Annotated in this window: 18 protein-coding genes and 2 pseudogenes; 8 read left to right on the forward strand and 12 right to left on the reverse strand. The window is 34.4% G+C overall.

Going from position 1 to position 17,355, the window contains the following annotated elements; genetic code table 11:
- Positions 1-175: 175 nt before the first annotated feature.
- Together nhaC and AC1DKZ_RS04865 are read right to left on the reverse strand one after the other, a co-directional pair.
- The gene (gene nhaC / locus AC1DKZ_RS04860; RefSeq protein ID WP_002135474.1) at positions 176-1,579 is read right to left on the reverse strand and encodes a Na+/H+ antiporter NhaC; all 1,404 of its coding nucleotides are present in this window, start codon (positions 1,577-1,579) and stop codon (positions 176-178) included.
- A 394-nt stretch (positions 1,580-1,973) separates the two neighbouring features.
- A complete protein-coding gene (locus tag AC1DKZ_RS04865) occupies positions 1,974-2,633 on the reverse strand; it encodes a class I SAM-dependent methyltransferase (RefSeq protein ID WP_476995724.1) in 660 nt (219 codons plus the stop codon).
- 204 nt (positions 2,634-2,837) lie between these two features.
- Between AC1DKZ_RS04865 and AC1DKZ_RS04870 the strand changes: the two are divergent.
- Positions 2,838-2,955 (forward strand): annotated as a pseudogene (locus AC1DKZ_RS04870) (cobalamin biosynthesis protein); the annotation flags it as partial.
- A gap of 75 nt (positions 2,956-3,030) precedes the next feature.
- Here the strand turns inward: AC1DKZ_RS04870 and AC1DKZ_RS04875 are convergent.
- The gene (locus AC1DKZ_RS04875; protein WP_002064702.1) at positions 3,031-3,342 is read right to left on the reverse strand and encodes a DUF3784 domain-containing protein; all 312 of its coding nucleotides are present in this window, start codon (positions 3,340-3,342) and stop codon (positions 3,031-3,033) included.
- A 162-nt stretch (positions 3,343-3,504) separates the two neighbouring features.
- Here AC1DKZ_RS04875 and AC1DKZ_RS04880 point away from each other — a divergent pair.
- Both AC1DKZ_RS04880 and AC1DKZ_RS04885 read left to right on the forward strand, forming a co-directional pair.
- Positions 3,505-4,468: pseudogene (locus AC1DKZ_RS04880) on the forward strand (DMT family transporter).
- A gap of 16 nt (positions 4,469-4,484) precedes the next feature.
- Entirely contained in the window at positions 4,485-5,156 is a 672-nt protein-coding gene (locus AC1DKZ_RS04885; RefSeq protein WP_002030983.1) for a GntR family transcriptional regulator, read from the forward strand.
- A gap of 52 nt (positions 5,157-5,208) precedes the next feature.
- On the opposite strand, the gene fbpA is transcribed toward AC1DKZ_RS04885, so the two are convergent.
- Positions 5,209-5,379 (reverse strand): Fur-regulated basic protein FbpA, encoded by a 171-nt coding sequence (gene fbpA, locus AC1DKZ_RS04890; protein WP_476995725.1) that lies wholly within the window; start codon positions 5,377-5,379, stop codon positions 5,209-5,211.
- Between the two features lie 193 nt (positions 5,380-5,572).
- Positions 5,573-6,472 (reverse strand): cation diffusion facilitator family transporter, encoded by a 900-nt coding sequence (locus tag AC1DKZ_RS04895; RefSeq protein ID WP_002012090.1) that lies wholly within the window; start codon positions 6,470-6,472, stop codon positions 5,573-5,575.
- 268 nt (positions 6,473-6,740) lie between these two features.
- Here AC1DKZ_RS04895 and AC1DKZ_RS04900 point away from each other — a divergent pair, with 268 nt between their 5' ends.
- Positions 6,741-7,814, forward strand: coding sequence for a WD40/YVTN/BNR-like repeat-containing protein (locus AC1DKZ_RS04900; protein ID WP_476995726.1), 1,074 nt, complete (start codon positions 6,741-6,743; stop codon positions 7,812-7,814).
- Positions 7,815-7,854: 40 nt separating this feature from the next.
- Here the strand turns inward: AC1DKZ_RS04900 and AC1DKZ_RS04905 are convergent, their stop codons facing one another.
- Positions 7,855-8,961 carry a DUF4179 domain-containing protein gene (locus tag AC1DKZ_RS04905; RefSeq protein WP_476995727.1) on the reverse strand — a complete coding sequence of 369 codons (1,107 nt, stop codon included), beginning with the start codon at positions 8,959-8,961 and terminating at the stop codon, positions 7,855-7,857.
- Positions 8,958-9,524 (reverse strand): sigma-70 family RNA polymerase sigma factor, encoded by a 567-nt coding sequence (locus AC1DKZ_RS04910; protein ID WP_002086408.1) that lies wholly within the window; start codon positions 9,522-9,524, stop codon positions 8,958-8,960. Before AC1DKZ_RS04910 ends, AC1DKZ_RS04905 begins: the two co-directional genes overlap by 4 nt.
- A gap of 268 nt (positions 9,525-9,792) precedes the next feature.
- On the opposite strand from AC1DKZ_RS04910, the gene asnB reads away from it, so the two are divergent.
- Positions 9,793-11,616 carry an asparagine synthase (glutamine-hydrolyzing) gene (asnB, locus tag AC1DKZ_RS04915; protein WP_476995728.1) on the forward strand — a complete coding sequence of 608 codons (1,824 nt, stop codon included), beginning with the start codon at positions 9,793-9,795 and terminating at the stop codon, positions 11,614-11,616.
- Positions 11,617-11,662: 46 nt separating this feature from the next.
- On the opposite strand, the gene AC1DKZ_RS04920 is transcribed toward asnB, so the two are convergent.
- Complete coding sequence (locus AC1DKZ_RS04920; RefSeq protein WP_476995729.1) at positions 11,663-12,490, reverse strand: PP2C family serine/threonine-protein phosphatase; 828 nt, start codon at positions 12,488-12,490, stop codon at positions 11,663-11,665.
- Between the two features lie 124 nt (positions 12,491-12,614).
- On the opposite strand from AC1DKZ_RS04920, the gene AC1DKZ_RS04925 reads away from it, so the two are divergent.
- From AC1DKZ_RS04925 to AC1DKZ_RS04935, 3 genes are read left to right on the forward strand one after another with little or no spacing between them, the layout of a single operon-like run.
- Complete coding sequence (locus tag AC1DKZ_RS04925) at positions 12,615-13,025, forward strand: MarR family winged helix-turn-helix transcriptional regulator (RefSeq protein WP_002030991.1); 411 nt, start codon at positions 12,615-12,617, stop codon at positions 13,023-13,025.
- Positions 13,009-13,338, forward strand: coding sequence for a DUF3147 family protein (locus tag AC1DKZ_RS04930; protein WP_002086410.1), 330 nt, complete (start codon positions 13,009-13,011; stop codon positions 13,336-13,338). Before AC1DKZ_RS04925 ends, AC1DKZ_RS04930 begins: the two co-directional genes overlap by 17 nt.
- Positions 13,290-14,210 carry an alpha/beta fold hydrolase gene (locus AC1DKZ_RS04935; RefSeq protein ID WP_040963053.1) on the forward strand — a complete coding sequence of 307 codons (921 nt, stop codon included), beginning with the start codon at positions 13,290-13,292 and terminating at the stop codon, positions 14,208-14,210. The genes AC1DKZ_RS04930 and AC1DKZ_RS04935 overlap by 49 nt, the downstream gene beginning before the upstream one ends.
- Positions 14,211-14,249: 39 nt before the next feature.
- On the opposite strand, the gene AC1DKZ_RS04940 is transcribed toward AC1DKZ_RS04935, so the two are convergent.
- The 4 genes from AC1DKZ_RS04940 to AC1DKZ_RS04955 all read right to left on the reverse strand — a co-directional run bounded on the left by AC1DKZ_RS04940 (position 14,250) and on the right by AC1DKZ_RS04955 (position 17,237).
- On the reverse strand, positions 14,250-14,621 hold the full coding sequence (locus AC1DKZ_RS04940) for a hypothetical protein (protein WP_000461762.1): 372 nt from the start codon (positions 14,619-14,621) through the stop codon (positions 14,250-14,252).
- A gap of 89 nt (positions 14,622-14,710) precedes the next feature.
- Positions 14,711-15,286: a histidine phosphatase family protein gene (locus AC1DKZ_RS04945; protein WP_476995730.1), complete on the reverse strand. Its 576-nt coding sequence runs from the start codon at positions 15,284-15,286 to the stop codon at positions 14,711-14,713.
- Between the two features lie 123 nt (positions 15,287-15,409).
- Positions 15,410-16,501 (reverse strand): serine hydrolase, encoded by a 1,092-nt coding sequence (locus AC1DKZ_RS04950; protein ID WP_476995731.1) that lies wholly within the window; start codon positions 16,499-16,501, stop codon positions 15,410-15,412.
- 100 nt (positions 16,502-16,601) lie between these two features.
- Positions 16,602-17,237, reverse strand: coding sequence for a cupin domain-containing protein (locus tag AC1DKZ_RS04955; RefSeq protein ID WP_429683642.1), 636 nt, complete (start codon positions 17,235-17,237; stop codon positions 16,602-16,604).
- Positions 17,238-17,355 lie beyond the last annotated feature (118 nt).

Raw genomic sequence — 17,355 nt, forward strand, 5'->3', positions numbered from 1 at the left:
ATTTGAATTTCGTTAAAAATAATTTTACCCATTCTCCGTACCTCATTTCTATCGTTGGTTCCATTATAACGAGGTTTTTTGATAAAAATACACAAAAACCCCGAATCATGGGGCTTTTTTTAAGTGTCCATGATTCGGGGTACAGTTCACATATTGTAGAAGGTGATTTTTTATTTTATGATGCTTGCTTTCCTTTATCTGCATCATCTACATACCAAATGAACTTGCCTGTATATCCATAAATAACTGCTAAAATGAGTGATACGAAGCTTAGCCACATAAATGGAACGTATGATAATGTTGATACACCTAAAATACCAGCCATAAAAATACCATTATCAGACCATGGAACCATACCAGAAGTCAAAGTTCCACCTACTTCTGAGTTACGTGCTAATACGCGGCGATCTATTTTTAATTTATCATAGCTTTCTTCCATAATTTTTGGTGTTAAAATAAGTGATACGTACATCGCACAACCAAATATGTTAGCTAAAAATGCAACGATTAGTGTAGACAATGTTACATTACCTGCAGAATTTAATTTCTTCTCAAATTTCGATACGATTACCTTTAGAACACCTAGCTTTTCAAGTAATCCACCAAAACCTAAGCCGAAAATAATAACGGCTACTGAACCAAGCATACCATTAATTCCACCACGATTTAATAACTTATCGACAAACTCGACACCAGATTGAATTGAGAATCCGTTATATGCTGTTCCAATTGCCTCTCCAAAGTTCATTCCTTGGAAAAGTGTTGCCCAAATTGCACCAATTAAAGCTCCCATAGCAATTGTTGGCATAGATGGTTTCTTCATCGCCAATAGCACAATAACAATTACCGCTGGAACAAGCATCCATATTTTAATATCAAAGTGCTTTAATAAAGATTCTTTTAAAAACTCAACTCTATTTAAATCTACATTATCCCCGCCATACATCCATCCAGCAACAGTAAACATAATGCTGGTAATAATATAAGCTGGAACGTCTAAGACGAGCATAGCTCGAACGTGAGCAATAACATCTACTTTCGCCATAGAAGCTGCAAGAACTGTGCTATCAGAAAGTGGTGATAATTTGTCTCCGAAATAAGCTCCTGAAAGGACTGCCCCCGCAACAAGCGGAAGTGGTAATCCAAGCCCTTCACCTATCGCCATCATAGCAATACCTGCAGTTCCAACTGTTCCCCATGATGTTCCTGTCGCGATAGAAGTGATTGAACAAATAATTAAAGTTGCCAATAAGAATATGCTAGGGTGAATGAATTCTAATCCATAATAAATTAATGTAGGTACAACCCCACCAGCAATCCACGTTCCAATTAAAGCCCCAACTGCAACTAAAATAAGAATTGCTTCTAATCCATTAGAAATCCCTTTCGTAATTGCATCTTGCAATTCTTGATAACGAAATCCTAATCTTAATCCAAGCGCAATAACTAAAAACCATGAAATAAATAGCGCTAATTGAATTGGGAGATCAAAAATCGTTTGGAAGGAAAAGACGACAGCAAGAAATAGGCATAAAAGAATAATAATTTCTAGCATCGATGGTAATCTTACACTTTTCATTTTTTTCTCTCCTTACAAGTCGATAACATGATGTATGTAGTCTTACGTGTATGTAGTATACAATTAGCGAAGACAAAACAAAATTTTCATATTATTTCGATTTATTTTTTCAGTATAATATATTCACAACCCTTTCTATTGTAAAAGTAGATTGCGCTTTTCGCAATGAAAAATATAAAAAATGTTGTATTTTTATTTATTTAGATAAAAACACCTAATGAAATAAAACTTTAATCAATGAGGGTTTTATCCATCCCACTAATTATTAACCCATAATAACCTTTTTAATATTTGCCTCAACAAAACTTTTTACTACCGCTTTCACCTCATATGTAATAATATATTTCCACATAAAAAAAGAGCACACATCATTTAATCGATGCATGCCCCTCTTTTATTTATACATATTTTGTATCTCTTCTTTATTTTTAAGTATTTCCGAAAACTTATCGCTACAACCTTTCGGAAATAAAACTCCGAGTCCATATGAATGCCCAAACTGAAAATGAGGGTATTTCACCTTGACCTCATCCCAAAACTTATACACACCGAAATCACCGTTTTTAACTTCAATATCATGAAATAATACAATACCATTTTTCGCAACTTTAGGTAACCATGTTTTATAATCATGAGAAACAGCTTCATACGTATGAAAGCCATCAATATGCAAAAGATTTATCGTTTCATCTTGAAACTCATCCAGAGCATCATCAAAAGTAGACCGAATTAAATTCCCTATATTCAGGTAGTTATCCCTCACCACTTTTTCTACTATTTGAAAAACCCCTTCTCCATATGGACCTGTATGCCCATCTCCAGCCCAAGTATCTACAGCAAAACATTTTGTGGCTAACCCACCATCTTTTACCCCCTGGCAAAAACTAAAAAAGGAAGCACCTAAATGCGTACCTAACTCAACTAAAGTTGCTGGTTCTTCAAATCTTACTAAATCATATGCGAAATCTAAATGCCCACTCCACGCAGATTGTGACCGAATAATAGGACTAAAATTTTCAAATTCAAACGATGGTTTATGAGTAACCCAGTTCATCGCGTATCTCCTTATACACATATTTTTAACAAACCAAATTACTCTTATCTTTATTTTTTTGGCGTCGTGATTATGATTATATTTCATAAAAAGATGAAGAATTACCCATTCTTATTGGGGTAATTCTTCATATACATATGGATTTGCTGGCTTCTTAATCTTCTCTACTTTACTTATTTTCACAAGTGGAAATAGCATTCCTTAGAACCAGAAGCATTGAAAAACTTGGATGAACTATATGGAGATCAAATAACTGAACTTGTATTTATCGGCATCGATATGAATCGTTCTATTAACAGAAAAAGAAATGAAACAAGATTGAAATACATTTGTTGATCCTATTCCGGCTTTTACTTTCACTTCATAATAAAAAGGCTTCCGTAGCATGGAGCCTTTTTCACTTTGTAGTACTCTTATTTAACATATTTGCTTTAATAAGAAACACAATTGTACCTAAAACAATTAAGATAGCATATACGATACCAACTACATCACCTATTTTTTCTAAGCCAAACGGTAATAGTATAGTAGCAACTCCGACTATATAGGAAAACACACCTGAAAGCTTCGCTAATTTATTTTTATCTCCAACAAACGTTTCTTCCTGATAGCCTGCCAACAAAAACAATCTCTTTTTCACATGTATTTGATACCCTAAAAAAATGATAAGTAATCCAACAAATAAACAAACCAAAAATCCTGCTAGCATATAACTCCCCCCTACGATATTTTACTATACACAAAAAAGATGATCGTTCTTACTAAACAATTTTATTTTTAATTAGAAATTTCAGTTTATTAATACTCCATTTCGTGATATATTGCATATTGTATCTAATATATTTTTTTTGAAAGGAGGACTATATATTTTATGGATCCAAATCGATTAAAAGGAATTATAATGGTCATAATCGGTGCTTGTTTATGGGGATTGTCCGGAACAGCTGCGCAACAACTTTTTCAATATGAAAACGTTTCTACTGAATGGTTAGTTACAATCCGTTTGCTTATATCTGGTGCTATTTTGCTCATTATGTCATCATTCGGAGCGAACAAAAAAGAAATATTTGGAATTTTTAAAAAAGTATGATGCAAATAAGATAATTTTGTTCGGTCTTTTAGGCATGCTTGCTGTACAGTACACGTACTTCGCTTCTATTAAAGAAGGAAACGCTGCTGTTGCAACTTTGTTACAATATTTAGCCCCTATATTTATCACTGTATACTTACTTTTCAAATGGAGCGTTCGTCCATCAAAAATTGATTATATTTCAATTACCCTCTCATTAGTAGGGACTTTTCTCCTATTAACAAACGGTTCTGTTCATAACTTAGCTGTATCTACACCTGCTATCATTTGGGGCGTTTTATCTGGACTATCTCTTGCATTTTATAGTTTGTATTCAAAAGAATTGTTAGAAAAGTGGTCTTCATCCGTTATCGTTGGATGGGGGATGATCATTGGGGGGATTGGCGTAACGATTTTACACTTTATTTCCACAAACGAATTCATTTTATTATCAACTATGAAATATGTAAAACTAAGTACCCTCCCGCTCATTACATTTGTCGTCATTTTCGGGACACTCATCGCATTTTATTTATACTTAGATAGCATAAGATACCTTACGCCTAAAGAAACAACATTATTTGGCTGTACAGAACCACTCGCAGCTATTATTTCTTCTGTGCTTATTTTGCACGTACCGTTTCAATCTTTTCAGTTATTAGGTGCTTTTTGTGTAATTGTAATGGTGCTCATATTAAGCCAAAAACCGGATAAAGGAAAACCAAAATTAAAGCTTGTTAATACGAAAAAGAAACATATACAATGAAAGGATTGAATTCACTATGCCTGTCCCTCAAAATTATAAAAAACCAGGAAGAGTTTCAGCAAAGTCACTCGTTTTAAATCAACTGCAAGATTGGATTATAGAAGGTGTTTTACGACCTGATGAAAAAATAAATGATGGGGAATTGGCAGAAGCACTAGGAGTAAGCAGAACACCTGTTAGAGAAGCTTTACAAATTTTAGAGCTTTCTGGATTAGTTGAAATGGTACCTGGGCAAAAAACGAAAATCGCGCCTATTAAGTTAGACGACGTATCTATCATTTATGAGACGATAGCTGGTCTTCACTCAATTATAGGAAAGCAAGCACTTCAAAAAGTTACAGACGCTGATATTAAACTACTTTCCGAGATAAATGATGCTTTTCAACAATCTATACATGAAAAAGATTCAAAAAAAGCTTTAGAACTAGATATACGATTTCACAATACAATTACTTCTATTGCTAAAAACCGATATATTGAACCTTTTCTAGAAAATATGCAACTTCACATTTTACGCCTTGAATATTTATTTTTCCAAAACTTCGTGCCTGCAAGTCAATCTATTAAAGAACATCACTCTATAATTCAAGCACTACAAAAACAGGATGAAAAACGAATGGAACAAATGATGTCTCAAAACTGGCTCCGTCCAATGAAAGAAATACAAAAAATAATTTCTATGAAATAATAAAGCTGGTTACACAAAAGTGTAACCAGCTCCTTCTTTAATAATCTATATGCTATGCCTGAATATTTGCGTAATCTTCAATATGCTCGTACTCTTTTTCCAATTCCTCTAAAGACAGCTCGTATAATTGTCGGTCGCGAATCTTAAACACCCCTACTCCAATTAACTCATCAATTAAATGTCTCTTACGATTTTCAACAGCAAAACGGAGTTGACTACTCATCTTTTAAAAAACTCCTTTCTACGATCATTGAAAATGATAATCTCTATCAATTACCACTTTTGATTATAAAAGATGATCCTTAATAAGTAAAGTAATCTTATGAAATATTTACCTTACAAAGTATTTGTGGCCACATTATATATATGTATGCCACGCGAAAAATGTTATGACACTTTTTCATCCCCTTTTTCTTTCATACTTTGCAAGTTGTCTCATTATGGTTAAATTCACCTTCTATTTCAACTTGAATGGTGACATGTTCTACATGAAATTTCCCCTTTAATACATCCGTTGCTTCTTTCAATACGCTTTGCGTTTCATTACCTTCGATAATAAGATGGCAAGTTAATACTTGAAAATCTGATGTTACAGACCATATATGTAAATCATGAACTTCTTTTACAATAGTAATATTTAATAATGTATTTTTCACCTCTTCAGCATCTATGTGCTGCGGTGCACCTTCCATTAATATATGAACTGTATCACGTGTTACACGCCATCCACTTATAATGACTAAAATAGACACAAGAATACTAGCAACCGCATCTGCAGCAGTCCATCCAAAAAATTTAATAAGTAACGCAGCAATAATCGCTCCAACTGAACCTAATAAATCGCCTAGTACATGTAAGAACGCACTTCTTAAATTTAAATTACCTTTCACATCTCCGCCTCTCATTAATATCCAAGCTGATACAATATTAATAAGCAGACCAAGCACAGCAATAATGAGCATTCCATTACTAGCGATTTCAACTGGTTCCTTAAAACGACGAATTGCTTCAATAAAAATATATACTGAAATGACAATAAGAACGACACCATTACATAATGCCGCTAACATTTCGACTCGCTTATACCCATACGTTTTCGCGGCCGTTGCCGTTTTTTCCCCAAGCTTGAACGCAAGTAAACTTAAAGCTAAGGATACTGCATCACTTAACATATGCCCTGCGTCAGACAATAGTGCTAAGCTATTTGTCACAAATCCGCCAATAACTTCAGCAATCATAAAGCTTGTTGTTAATAAGAAGGCAATTAATAACGCTTTTTTATTTTTTGAATGACCGTGATCATGTGAGTGTCCCATACAAATGCTCCTTTAAGTGCAATATCTGCATGTTAGTATGAAACACATTCCCTATCTTTATCCCCCATTAACGCCCGATAGTGAATGCTACTAATCCGTAGAAGATGAACAATACCCCACTGATTAAAGTTTCACTTTATCCCGCTTACTCTGTATACAAACTTCGCTACTTTTCAAACAAGTCCTTTTTCTCAACTAAAAACAAGACTACTTCTTTTTTATTTTCATATTGTTTACTAATGAAAGAATTTTTAAGGGGGTTACAAACTTGAAACGACTATTTCTCTGCATGGAGCGTGAACTTGTTGTAGTAAAAGAACAATATGGTAACTATGAAACCACATATCATTTACAAAATATGCAACCTACCTGTATTGTGGTTGATCCATTCCAAACAAATCGTGTATATTGCGGCACATTTGGACGAGGTTTATGGCTAAGTGACGATGGCGGGGATTCATGGAGACCAATTGGAGATTCATATCGTTACTTTGATTTCCCTAAAGAGGATGGTATTTTACACTCTTCTATTACTTCTATAACGATAAGCTCAAATGAACAAGTTAACGGCTACGGCGTCGTTTATGTCGGCACAGAACCGAGTGCTTTATTCCGTTCAGAAAATGGTGGTGAAACGTGGACTGAACTTAAAAATATGAAATCATTATTATCTTCCTATACGTGGGCTTTTCCGCCTAGACCTTTTACCCATCACGTACGCTGGATTACAGTTGATCCAAACAATCCAAATACACTCCATGTTTCAATCGAAGCTGGTGCTGTTATTCAAAGTAATGATAAAGGGCATACATGGATTGATAAAAAATTCGGTGCTCCTATCGATGCTCATCAATTACTCATGCACCCTGAAGCCCCAAATCGCCTTTATGCATCATGTGGTGACGGATTTATGGGTGGACCTGATCGCGCATATCTTGAAAGTTATAACAGTGGAAACAGCTGGATCTCATGTAGTGACGGACTTGAGCATCATTATTTATACAGTATGGCTATCGATCCAGCTGATTGCGATACAATTCTCGTTTCTGCCGCACCGAGTGCTGATTTAGCTCATCACCGTATTCCTTATGAATCTTATATTTATCGTAAAACGAAAGAGACTCCGTTCCACCAAGTACAGCAAGGTCTACCATCTGCAATTGGTACAGTCATTTCGATGTTTGCTACAAATCCAGCCGAACCACATACGTTTTACACTTTAAATAACAATGGCATCTTTCAATCCACTGATAGCGGTGAAACGTGGGAACAACTAAACATTACATGGAAAGAGGAATATAAAACGCAGCATCCGCATGCATTGCTCGTTACTAGTTCTTAACGAAAAAGAGACTGCCTAATGTTTTTAGGCAGTCTCTCTTTTATTTCTTTAAATCAATTACAATATCATCTAGAACAATATCTTTACTCTTCGCTTCTTTTTTCGGCACTTCAATTTTCTTCTCTTTTCCATTCACATATTCCACTCCACCATGATTTTCAGGTGTATGAACTCGCAAGTGCACACGAGGTGTAACGATAAGCTTTGTTGCATTTTCGTTCAGCTTTTGGAATGTAGCACTCCAACTACTTTTATGTGGCTCTGCTACTGTACTAGTTCCGCCATTTCCTTCACCTGCATATTTATTTCCTAAATCATCTTTTATTTCTAATTCCACATCAGCGCTATCCCATATACTTCGTAATGCCTTAGATTCTTCCTGATTGTAAAAAACGATAAAGGACATCGGGGTTACTTCCATTTTATCTATGTTTACTTTTATTCCTTCTTTTTCAGAAATTCCTTGAAGCTTAATTTCTTTACTATCCATTCCCTTAACAGTAAGGGCAAAATTCCAATTCCCTTTTATAGATTTCTTTTCCTCATACATATTTATTGCCTCTATATCCCACCAAACATTTGCAACATCTAACCTTTCACTACCATGACCACTCATCGTAGTCATACCTACATATTTTCCCTCTCCAACTTTTGTCACGTCCGAACTACCTCCTCCACCATTAAAGCCCATCACTTGCGGACTTCCAAATGGGAACGGTTTCTCTCCTAAATCTTTTTCGCTTTCAATAGAATATGTGATTGTAATTGTTCTACCATCGAACACAGCATCATTAATTGTAACTTTAACCCCATTACTCTCTTTCGTCATATTCAATTCAGTCGAAAACTCTTTATAATTTTCATGTACCCCTGTTCTACCATTATCTAAAAATCGGAATATGTCACCTACAATTGGCAATCCCCCGGCATATGTAGGGAACCCAATACCAAGCGTTGCAACTGATAATCCTACTAAAATAGATGCAGCAGCAACACCTTTTTTCCAACTTTTCATCTTTTTCTTCGTACGTATCGATTGTTTTACAATGCGTTTTACTTTTTCTTTTTCAATTTCAGAAGCCTCAATTTCCTCAAGTTCTTTTTCATCTATATCAATATCATTTAATAGTTCATAAATGTCTTTCATATTGCACTACCTCCAAAACTAATATTCGTAGCATTTTGTTGTAGTTTCTTTTTTCCCCGGTACACACGATTATCGATCGCCGCCCTGGTTAATCCTAACTTGTCACCGATTTCCTCTGTCTTCATACCGAGAAGATATTTCATAACGAACACCTTTTGATCTAACGGTTCTAATTGATTAATAAGCTTCAATAACTCTTCCCTATCTTCCATAACGATTAATTCATCTTCTGCCGATTTTTCTGTACTAATATGAAACTCATCTGAAATAATTTCTACTGTTCTAGTCGCTTTCCGGTAATAATCAATCGCCTTAAACTTTGCAATCGCTGCAATCCATTTTTTAAAATCACTCGGCTCTCCATGAAACTTATTTGCGTTATTCCAAATGGAAAGAAATATATCATTTACACATTCCTCTATCAATCCATCATTTTGAACTGGAAGAAGTACTTTGTGCGTGATTCCTTTTATGAGTGGTAAGTATGTATCGACAACAAATTCTAGCGCATCTTCTTTTTGCCGCTGTAATCTTTTTATAAAATTTTTCTCATTTGATTTCATGTAGCGATTCCCCTTATTTTTTTGTAAAAGCTTTTACACCCTATATAACGTTTTGGAAATTTTTTTCTCTCATCTTTTTTATTTTTTGTATGTAATGGAATACTTTTCCTTAGCCATTGTCTCATATAAATATAAGCTTGAAGAAAATTTTCTCAAGTCTGTAATTCAATTAGTGTAGTACACTATTTATGCAGACACTATTTAACCTGGTGTATATTTCATTTAATTAATCTACTTTTATAATTTTAAATTAGGAGATGAGATTTGTATGTGTGGAATTACAGGTTGGGTAGATTGGAAGAAAGATCTTTCAAATGAACATGTTATTTTAGAAAAGATGGCGAATAGTATTCAGCATCGCGGTCCTGATGCTGAAGGATTTTGGTTTTCACCTCATGCGGCTTTTGCACACCGACGTTTAATTGTTATTGACCCAGAAGGCGGGACGCAGCCAAAAACATTCCATGCCGGTGATTATACGTATGCTCTTACTTATAATGGAGAAATTTATAATTTTCGTGAGCTGAGAGAACAGCTTCAAAAATGTGGGCATGCATTTGAAACTCATTCAGATACAGAAGTGTTACTACATGCTTATTTAGAATGGAAAGAAGACTGCGTACAACATTTAAACGGAATTTTCGCTTTCGCCTTATGGGATGATCAGAAGCAACAACTGTTTTTAGCACGTGATCATTTAGGCGTAAAGCCACTCTTTTATACAGAAAGAAATGACAGTATTATTTTCGGATCTGAAATAAAAGCATTATTAGCTCATCCATCTGTTCCTGCTGAAATTGATGCGGACGGCATAAATGAAATATTTGGATTAGGCTTATTTCGAACTCCAGGATGTGGCGTCTTTAAACATATTCAAGAAGTTCGTGCTGGACATTCTATAACATTCACACGTGATAAAAAAGTAGTTAAGAAGTATTGGAATTTAGAAAGTAAGATTCATACAGATTCTACTGAAGATACATCATCACATATTTTATCTATTTTACAAGATACAGTAAAAAGACAATTAATTGCCGATGTTCCTCTCGTTTGTATGTTATCAGGCGGATTAGATTCTAGTGGTATTACTGCACTGGCAGGTAAAGAATTTAGAGAGGAACACAAAACACTTCACACATATTCAATCGACTTTTTAAATAGCGCGAAAGATTTCGAACTGACATTTGCTCGAACTGGTCTAGATGCTCCTTGGGTAAAACGTGTTTCTGAACATGTAGGGACATCGCATCATGACATTATTGTGAATGCTGAAGAGTTAGCAAATCACTTATTCGTTCCCCTTCACGCGAAAGATTTACCCAGTGCTGGTGAAATGGAAACTTCACTTTATTTACTATTTTGCGAAATGAAAAAAGATGCAACCGTAGCTTTATCTGGAGAATCTGCTGATGAAGTATTCGGGGGATATCCTTGGTTTCATCAAGAAGAACTATTATATGTAGATAAGTTTCCGTGGTTAACAAACTGGAAAAACACATCTTCTCTATTATTAAACGACGTAACAACTCAATGTAATCCTGAGCAGTACATTAATAAACGATTCCATGAGGCTGCTCTTGAAGTACCTACTCTTGAAGGTGAAAGTAAAAAAGAAGCGAAACAACGTCAAATGTTTTATTTATTTTTAACACGATTCCTTCCGTTCTTACTCGACCGTAAAGACCGTATGAGTATGGCTGTAGGATTTGAAGTTCGTGTACCGTTTTGCGATTATAGATTAGTTGAATATTTATGGAACGTTCCTTTCAATATTAAAAGTATTGATAATATCGAAAAGGGAATTTTACGTAGAGCGCTGAAACCAGCTTTACCTGATGATGTGCGAAATAGAAGAAAAAGCGCTTACCCTACTTCACAGGATCCACACTATTTACAAACAATCCGCAATTTAACGCTTGATATGTGCAGTAATAAAAACAATCCTGTTTTCTCACTCATTAACCATTCCATATTACTTGCAATTGCTGATCAAAGTAACAAAGAGATTACCAATTTTGAAGCAAGAAGTGCTATGGAGTATATGCTACAAGTAAATGAATGGTTAAAAACGTATCATATTCATATTGCTTAACAAAAAAGAGTTCAAGGACAAAAACCCTTGAACTCTCTTTCATTTATTAATTGGCACATTGTCTATTTTCAGTATCGATGGACCATCCAATAATAGTGGCACAATCTCTACCTTTCCACTGAAGTACATTTGTTAATACAGGCTCAATCTGTAAACAAGATCCGTCGTGTAATATTTCTACTAAAGATTGATCATCATCAAACTTTAGTTTATCACACTCTAAAATACCATCCGTTGCCATTACAATGTGATTCTGACCTTTTTCTAATCCCCTTACCCCTGATGTAAAACAAGGTGTATTCGCTGCAAAAACATTTTTTCTTCCTATATACTCATAGTTCTTACGCTTATTTAGCCTACCTTTTCCATTTTTCGTTTGCTCTGAATGGAATAAATACGCGAAGCAATCACCAACTGATAGCCAATATAAGAACTCACCTTTTCGTAAACAAATTAAACATGCAAGTTCCTCATCATCTTGGTCACATTTCTCGATAAAGATCTCATCTGTAAATAACGCTAATAAATACATATGTGTATGATGAAATGCTAAATGGATTGGGTATGAAAATAACTCTTTTAGTTTTTCTTCTCTTTCTGAAATCGCTTCTATTATATAATGTATATTTTTCGTTTTATGATGTGTATCAAAAATCATAACAAATTCAAATTCTAATTTCGGATCCCACCAAGCTAGCACTGCATCTCCTCTTTCATATGCATCACTCTCTTGATTTCCTCCATATACGCCGACTGAAAGAGGACCACATTTTTCAACATGTATTTGATCTACATACATCTTTTCATGACTAATCCATTTAAATGTATTCACAGCTATCATCCTCTCTCTTGCTAAATGTATACCTTTACACATAGATTACCTTATATTTCAATAAAAATAAACTTTTTCAACATTTTTAATGAAAATAAAAGGATTTTACTTCTTAATCAACGAATATATCTTACTATACGATATAAAAATAGGAGGATTTATCATTATGAAAGACATTAATCAACATTGGGAAAGTATTTATTATCACTTACGATATGAATATGAAGACAACCTTTCTCACCAAGCTATTCGTATTTTACAAATCGTTTCTCGTGAGAAAGATATAACAATTGGAAAAGTTGCTACTGAGCTTAGTCTCTCTCATAACACAGCATCTGAACACGTAAAGCGCCTTATTCAAAAAGGATTTATTATAAAAGAAAGAAACAAACACGATGAAAGGGTTGTAAACCTTACTTTAACGAAAGAAGGCATTGAAGTATTAGAAAAGCATACTTTACTAGATAAAGAAAAGATAAAAATATTAGAATCACAGTTATCAAAAGAAGAACAACAATTAATTGAAAAAGCCTTTTCGTTATTAGCGAAGGAGGCAAAATATGCATTTCCTCGTTAAAGTAATCGTTTCGGCACTTATTATCGGCGTTATTACTGAAGTCGCTAAACATTATAGTACGATAGGCGGCTTTATCGCTGCCCTTCCACTCGTTAGTTTACTAAGCCTATTTTGGATTTCTTTCGAAGGTGGGAGTAAACAAGAATTAAGTCAATTCGCTTTAGGCGTATTATATGGATTTCCTGCATCCGCACTACTATTATTTATTGTTTATATCGGTTTAAAGAACTCCTTTTCACTTAGTACATCTATACTCTTCGGCATATGTGCCTGGTGTATCGTCTTTACTTGCCAAAAAGTATTTCAAGCTTAGGGGGAATTACTATTAATAGATCAATAGAGATATTTGGACAAACTGTAGAAGTATATATAAGAGGTAACAGTAAACAAACTGTAGTCATTCAAACAGGAATGAGTTGCTCATTTTATGATTGGCTCCCTATTATAGAAGAGCTTTCACAACACTTTACAGTTGTTTCATACCATCGCCCAGGTTACGGAAAAAGTGAGCTAGGAAATACTCCACGTACAGCAAGGCAAGTTACAAAGGAACTACATATGTTACTAAACAAACTCCATATTCACAAGCCAATCATTCTAATCGGCCATTCCTATGGAGGGTTATGTGCACAACATTTTGCAATGTTACATGAAGATAGGCTGCAAGCACTTCTTTTAGTTGATTCTACTTCTATGAACTTACACCGATTAGATGAGCTTCATTTACCAGTTTCTGATCAAACTGATTCTGATGATATGTGGCTACAAAAATATTATACTTACTCCAACATGGATGCAGACGCACTTTATAATGAACTAAAATCTATGCTCGTCAATACAACAAAACAGCATATCAAATTTTCTACCTCTCCTTCCTTATATAAAGCGACAGCTTCTGAACTGTCCGAGTGGAAAAATTGTGCTCGCTCAATAAAAAAACAACATAAAACATTAGAAATACCATTAATTGTTATCGGTAGAGATCCTCAATATTCTATTGCTCAATTAATTGAGGGTGGTATGCCAAAAGAAGAAGCTACACAACTTGAAGATATGTGGCAAGAACTTATTCGTGAACAATTAAATCTCTCAATAAACAGCCAATACATTTTGGCTGAACATGCTAGTCACGGGATAGAAAACGATCGTCCAGATGCTATCATTGAAGCCATTCACTTATTGTAAATAAAAAAAGGAAGCAACTAAAGCTGCTTCCTTACTTATCTATTCATAGTCTTCTTCATCATCGACTTCTTCATAATACGAACTCCCATTGCTTACATATATAGGACCGTTCGCAACATCAATACGTAGTACCCATGCCCATGGCACAGCTAAACGTTTATGTATTGCTCTCCAAAAGTTCATTGATTTTCTTTCGTACTCCTGGAACTCCTGAAGTAACTCTTTATAGGAGGAACCGTCTAACTGAATATTTGCTTCTAATAAACGAGAATGGGCATAGTACTGTAACTCTAGTTCAGCAGCAATCTCCATTTCTTCTTCCGTTGCCATACCTATAATTGCTCCATCTGCTGGTGCGATTTCATATACGTTGTGAACTTCAATAAGCCCTTCTTTCTCTTTCTCAAACATGTAAACAGCCTCCTTTAACCAATATTTTTTATGTTACAAAGTCATACTTCTACAATACCTTCTCCCTTTCCTCTTTTTTTGATAAACTTTTACAAATTATTTATCTGATAATCTGTAGACTGTATTCTTTCAGCAGAACTGAAACAATTATTATCAAAAGTTAATTTATACACATCAGGCATATGAAGGGTTTTCCAAAACTGAAAACCATATTTCGAATCAAAATAATTCATTAGTAATACCATAATATTCCCATGAGTACCTATTACAATATTCTTACCTTTATATTTTTTTAATATACTTTGCATACATATTACAGCGCGTCTTTGCGCTACATCATTTGATTCTCCGCCTTCGTATGCAAAAGTCCAGTCTTCCCATACCTTCTGAATAGCATCATTAAAATCTGTTACTGGCTCTTTACTTAATAACCTTTCCCGTAAATCTTCTTCCAGTTGTATTGATAAATTATATGTATTCGCAATTCCTTGCACGGTTTGAATCGCCCTTTTATACGGGCTAGAAATAACAACATCAATGTTTTTATCCTTTAACAAACTTGTTACATTACCTGCATCAATCTCTCCTCCTTCAGATAAGGGACGTTCCCTTTCTTCCTTTGTATATGTAGAGTGAGCGTGGCGAACGAAATATACTGTAGTCATTATTCAACTTCCTTTCTTAGTTTCAATCTATATTCCATGCAGTAAATAGGAAATCCTGTATCATGAATAGAAAAGAGCGCCTTTTAAAAAGCGCTCTTTTGTTTACATAATAAAATTATTCCATTATAACTTTCTTCTGAATTCTTCATCTGTTATAGCATCTTGAATAAAATAATCTATATTATTTCTCAGCTTTTGATATGCAACTTGATCTTCTATATCGTTAAACATAATTACAACTTCTACCTTATTCCCTTTCTTATCTGTAGTATACAAACTTTTTGTCAATACGAATGCGGTAGAACCACCTTTTTGACCAGCATATTCCAACTTACTATTTTCAACTGTTCCTTTAAAAACATTATCAATTTCATCTTGCATTGATTTTGGAAAATAATTTCTACTATTTATCTTTTCCATTAAACTCAAATAATCTTTAGCATTTGCACTCACTAATCGATCTGACCAAATACGCTGGAATTCCATATCTATTTTTAATGGTATATCACGTTTCTTCCATTCACTTTCATCTTTCATCCATTCATGTATTTGTAACACGTGTTTATTATATTCATCATTAGACATGTTACGTATCATTTCTAACGATTGATTTTCTGGCTCATTAAGCTCTTTTTCTACATACCCTCTCATATATAGTGAAGCAGTATACGAAGAGAACTTGTCATGACTAGTAAGTTCTAACTCTTTTAAACTATCATTTACTCTTTCTATTCCAAGCTTATCTAACAAATATGTTGTATTCGCATTAGAACTATAATGAATCATCCCTTTAGCCACTTCTTCTAAAGCAATCTGTCCATTTTGCACTAACTCTCTCACTTTTGAATCTTCTAACCAGTCAGGATGCGCTCCACCATCAGTGTTTTTAACATAATATTTTTCTAAATCCTGCAATGAAATTTGTTCATCTCGACTTATTTTTCCTTCTGACACTTGCTTAGCAAATTCAACTGCTATGACGATTTTTGCCGTACTCGCTAATGGCAATTTTTTATTTTCATTTATAGATGTTACTACTTCACCGTTTTTTCTAATAAGTAATGAACATGTTTCATCACCTTTATGTTCTTTTATGTACTTTAATACGTAATCAGGATCTTCTTTTGACAAATAGTACTTCATAATAAAAAAGAAAGCTATAACGGCTACTATAATGACTCCTGCAACAATTCCTATAATCTTTAATATGTTCACAATATGCCCCCTCTATAAATTCCCTTCTATATAATAATTATAACGAATAAAAATACAAAATTATACAAAACAGAGTAACTCTTCCTAAAAAAAGAAAGAGTTACTCTATTTCACATGATGTTATTTGTCCATTTAACGTAACAACTATATTTGAGTCGTCACTTTCTTTAACTCTATTTAGTCGATTTGAGTTAGGAGGACCAATTACAACTGACTCCTTAATTGGCGAAAGGTCCTTTCCTAATTTTTCTGCACTTACACCGTATGCAGCTTGAAATACTTCTGGCGGTGTTAATCTAAGTATGTCTGATCCCTCTGCTGTTTCAAACTGATCGTTATTAAAGAACAAATGTAATTGTACTTCTTCTGTTACCGCTGTAATCCAATGCCACCATCCCATTGGAATAAAGACAGTTTGCCCCGCTTTCACATGATAATTTTGCAATTGATTCGTTTCGGGATTTAAAATGGATGTAACTGCTTCTCCTGATACAACAACATCTAATTCCCACGCATTCGGATGCCAATGTGGTTCCCGCATATGCCCTTTCGTCATAAATAAATCAACAAACGCCCCTCCTATCAACGCAGGTAACTGCGTTGAGGTAACTTCATATGCAACGTTTTTCTCATCTCTTTTAAAAAAGACATTTTTTCTCGAATCAAAGAAAAGATTTGGCGTTCCTGAGCTTTTCTTTAAATTTTTATTATCTGTAACATAACCTGAATTACTCATTCAATCCCTCTTTCCCGCTCCGAACATTTCTGATTTTACACTGTATCGTATGGGGAAATTTTATAAATGTGCCTATTAACAACATAACAAAAAAACATGCCTTCATGATGAGAGCATG

The sequence above is a fragment of the Bacillus sp. 05T21 genome (genome assembly GCF_056396785.1).

Excerpts from the sequence above, each read along its gene's own strand:
- nhaC (WP_002135474.1), bottom strand. The coding sequence starts at position 1,579 with ATGAAAAGTGTAAGATTACCATCGATGCTAGAAATTATTATTCTTTTA.
- AC1DKZ_RS04865 (WP_476995724.1), bottom strand. The coding sequence starts at position 2,633 with ATGAACTGGGTTACTCATAAACCATCGTTTGAATTTGAAAATTTTAGT.
- AC1DKZ_RS04875 (WP_002064702.1), bottom strand. The coding sequence starts at position 3,342 with ATGCTAGCAGGATTTTTGGTTTGTTTATTTGTTGGATTACTTATCATT.
- AC1DKZ_RS04885 (WP_002030983.1), top strand. The coding sequence starts at position 4,485 with ATGCCTGTCCCTCAAAATTATAAAAAACCAGGAAGAGTTTCAGCAAAG.
- fbpA (WP_476995725.1), bottom strand. The coding sequence starts at position 5,379 with ATGAGTAGTCAACTCCGTTTTGCTGTTGAAAATCGTAAGAGACATTTA.
- AC1DKZ_RS04895 (WP_002012090.1), bottom strand. The coding sequence starts at position 6,472 with ATGGGACACTCACATGATCACGGTCATTCAAAAAATAAAAAAGCGTTA.
- AC1DKZ_RS04905 (WP_476995727.1), bottom strand. The coding sequence starts at position 8,961 with ATGAAAGACATTTATGAACTATTAAATGATATTGATATAGATGAAAAA.
- AC1DKZ_RS04910 (WP_002086408.1), bottom strand. The coding sequence starts at position 9,524 with ATGAAATCAAATGAGAAAAATTTTATAAAAAGATTACAGCGGCAAAAA.
- asnB (WP_476995728.1), top strand. The coding sequence starts at position 9,793 with ATGTGTGGAATTACAGGTTGGGTAGATTGGAAGAAAGATCTTTCAAAT.
- AC1DKZ_RS04920 (WP_476995729.1), bottom strand. The coding sequence starts at position 12,490 with ATGTGTAAAGGTATACATTTAGCAAGAGAGAGGATGATAGCTGTGAAT.
- AC1DKZ_RS04925 (WP_002030991.1), top strand. The coding sequence starts at position 12,615 with ATGAAAGACATTAATCAACATTGGGAAAGTATTTATTATCACTTACGA.
- AC1DKZ_RS04930 (WP_002086410.1), top strand. The coding sequence starts at position 13,009 with ATGCATTTCCTCGTTAAAGTAATCGTTTCGGCACTTATTATCGGCGTT.
- AC1DKZ_RS04935 (WP_040963053.1), top strand. The coding sequence starts at position 13,290 with ATGTGCCTGGTGTATCGTCTTTACTTGCCAAAAAGTATTTCAAGCTTA.
- AC1DKZ_RS04940 (WP_000461762.1), bottom strand. The coding sequence starts at position 14,621 with ATGTTTGAGAAAGAGAAAGAAGGGCTTATTGAAGTTCACAACGTATAT.
- AC1DKZ_RS04945 (WP_476995730.1), bottom strand. The coding sequence starts at position 15,286 with ATGACTACAGTATATTTCGTTCGCCACGCTCACTCTACATATACAAAG.
- AC1DKZ_RS04955 (WP_429683642.1), bottom strand. The coding sequence starts at position 17,237 with ATGAGTAATTCAGGTTATGTTACAGATAATAAAAATTTAAAGAAAAGC.